This is a genomic window from Streptosporangium sp. NPDC006013 (assembly GCF_040614275.1).
Taxonomy (GTDB): Bacteria; Actinomycetota; Actinomycetes; order Streptosporangiales; family Streptosporangiaceae; genus Streptosporangium.
In genome coordinates this window covers 1-2,652 of record NZ_JBEXUE010000797.1, presented here as the reverse complement: position 1 = coordinate 2,652, position 2,652 = coordinate 1, and the positions used below count along the sequence as shown (strand labels likewise).

The 2,652-nt window shown below is 70.8% G+C and carries 2 protein-coding genes and 1 pseudogene; all 3 read right to left on the bottom strand.

What is annotated here, in order from left to right:
* Nucleotides 1-61 precede the first annotated feature (61 nt).
* A complete protein-coding gene (locus ABZ260_RS49620; protein ID WP_355632547.1) occupies nucleotides 62-1,060 on the bottom strand; it encodes a sugar phosphate isomerase/epimerase family protein in 999 nt (332 codons plus the stop codon).
* A gap of 103 nt (nucleotides 1,061-1,163) precedes the next feature.
* On the bottom strand, nucleotides 1,164-2,318 hold the full coding sequence (locus tag ABZ260_RS49615; protein ID WP_355632545.1) for a Gfo/Idh/MocA family oxidoreductase: 1,155 nt from the start codon (nucleotides 2,316-2,318) through the stop codon (nucleotides 1,164-1,166).
* A 95-nt stretch (nucleotides 2,319-2,413) separates the two neighbouring features.
* Nucleotides 2,414-2,652: pseudogene (locus ABZ260_RS49610) on the bottom strand (sugar ABC transporter substrate-binding protein); the annotation flags it as partial.

Genomic DNA, 2,652 nt, shown 5'->3' with positions numbered 1-2,652 from the left:
CTGGGTTCGCTTTCCGGGGTAGCCCCCTATCGCATCGTTGAAGACCGCGGTGACGCTCCTATCAAACTCGCCAGCGAGGCGTACAAAACGGTGATATGATGGCGTTGAGCCTGCGGATCACGGCCAGCGCGTCGGGGGCGCCGTCCAGGCGGTCCATGCCCGCGTCCTCCCACTCGATGGAGATCGGCCCGGTGTAACCGATCGCGTTCAGCGCGCGGAAACAGTCCTCCCACGGCACGTCGCCCCGGCCGGTGGAGACGAAGTCCCAGCCCCGGCGCAGATCGCCCCAGGGCAGGTGCGAGGCCAACCGGCCGCGGCGGCCGTCGCCGGTGCGGACCTTGGCGTCCTTGCAGTCGACGTGGTAGATCCGGTCGGCGAAGTCCAGGATGAAGCCGACCGGGTCGATCTCCTGCCACACCATGTGCGAGGGGTCCCAGTTCAGCCCGAACGCGGGCCGGTGCCCGACGGCCTCCAGGGTCCGCACCGTGCTGTGGTAGTCATAGGCGATCTCGCTGGGATGCACCTCGTGGGCGAAACGCACCCCCACCTCGTCGAAGACGTCCAGGATCGGGTTCCACCGGGCGGCGAAATCGGCGTAGCCGGCCTCGATCATCGCGGGCGGCACCGGCGGGAACATCGCCACGGTGTGCCAGATGGACGATCCGGTGAAACCGACCACGGTGTCCACACCGAGTCTGGCCGCGGCCCGAGCCGTGTTCTTGATCTCCTCGGCGGCGTTGCGGCGAACCTGTTCCGGCTCGCCGTCACCCCAGACGCGGGCGGGCAGGATGGCCCTGTGCCGCTCGTCGATGGGATGGTCGCAGACGGCCTGGCCGACCAGGTGGTTGGAGATGGCGTGCACGACCAGGTTGTGCTTGGCCAGGATCTCCCGCTTGCGATCGATGTAGCCGTCCTCGGACAGCGCCCTGTCGACCTCGAAGTGATCGCCCCAGCAGGCGATCTCCAACCCGTCGTATCCCCAGCCCGAGGCCAGCCGGCAGACCTCCTCGAAGGGCAGATCGGCCCACTGGCCGGTGAACAAGGTGATCGGCCTGCTCATGCGTCCTCCACACGGTTGATGGACCTGTTCTCACCGGGGCGTGCGCCGGGTGGCGCCCCCGCGCGCTCGGCGCGTGGGCGCACCACACCGGCGACCGGCCCGCTCACGTCTGCCGTACCGCTGTCAGCCGGCTCTGGTCGGCGGCGCTGCGCTCGACCGCGGCCAGCACGCGCTGGACCCGCAACCCGTCGTCGAACGACGGGGACGGCGCGGTGCCGGAGGCGATCGCCTGTACGAAGTCCTTCACCTCGTGGGTGAAGGTGTGCTCGTAGCCAAGGCCGTGACCCGGTGGCCACCACGCCCCCGCGTACGGGTGCCCCGGCTCGGTGACCAGCACCCGGCGGAACCCCGCCTCCTCGGCAGGCAGGGCGTGGTCGTGAAACCAGAGCTCGTTCATGGCCTCGAAGTCGAACGCCACGCTGGCGGCCGAGCCGTTGATCTCGATGCGCAGCGCGTTCTTACGCCCGGTGGCGAACCGGGTGGCCTCGAACGAGGCCAGCGCGCCACCGCTGAACCTGCCGATGAACAGCGCCGCGTCATCGACGTCCACCTCCCCCGTCTCGGCACCGCCGCCGACGCCGGCCGACAGCCCGGCCGAGGTCTCGGCCAGCGGGCGCCGGGTGATGAAGGTCTCGGTCAGCGCCGAGACCTGCGTCAGGTGCTGACCGGTGATGAACTGCGCGGTGTCGATGATGTGCGCGCCGATGTCGCCCAGCGCCCCGGACCCGGCTAGCTCCTTTCGCAGCCGCCACACCAGCGGGAAGTCCGGATCGACGATCCAGTCCTGCAGGTACTGCGCCCGCACGTGCCGGATCTCGCCCAGCCGCCCCTCGGCCACCCAGCGGGCGGCGAGCGCGATCGCGGGCACCCGCCGGTAGTTGAACGCCACCATCGCGTAGACCCCGCGGGCCGCGGCCGCCCGTGCCGCCTCCGCCATGGCCTCGGCCTCGGCGACCGTGTTGGCCAGCGGCTTCTCGCACAGCACGTGCTTGCCGGCCTCCAGCGCGGCGATCGCGATCCGCGCGTGCGAATCACCGGGGGTGCAGATGTCGACCACGTCGACGTCCTCACGGGCGATCAGCTCGCGCCAGTCGGTCTCGACCGCCGCCCAGCCCAGCTGCTCGGCCGCCCGCGCCGTGCCCTCGGCCGAGCGGCCGCACAGCGCCGCCATCACCGGCCGGGCCGGCAGGTCGAAGAACGCCGGCGCGCTACGCCAGGCCTGGGAGTGCACCCGGCCCATGAACGCGTAGCCGACCATGCCGATACCCAGCCTCGGGCGTTCCCCCCCTGCCGTTCCCGACGTCGGCCCCGGTGACGGCGTCGGTCCGGGCTCGGCCTCGTCCGCCTGAGCCATCAGGACTCGAATCCCAGCGGCAGGTAGGCGTCCACGTTCTCCTTGGTGATCGTCTCCGAGGCCAGGGTGATCGACTGGGGCACCTGGTTCTCCACCAGGTCGCTCATCCCCTTGCCCTGAGCGATCAGGCGGGCCAGCTTGATCGCCGAGGAGGCCATCGTGGGGCTGTAGGTCACCGTCGCCTCCAGCACCCCCGTTCCCGCCTTGATGTCGCGCATCGCGTTGGCCGACCCGGCGC

Bases quoted from the DNA above. Each gene is read 5' to 3' on its own strand.
- ABZ260_RS49620 (WP_355632547.1), bottom strand. From the start codon at position 1,060: ATGAGCAGGCCGATCACCTTGTTCACCGGCCAGTGGGCCGATCTGCCC.
- ABZ260_RS49615 (WP_355632545.1), bottom strand. From the start codon at position 2,318: ATGGTCGGCTACGCGTTCATGGGCCGGGTGCACTCCCAGGCCTGGCGT.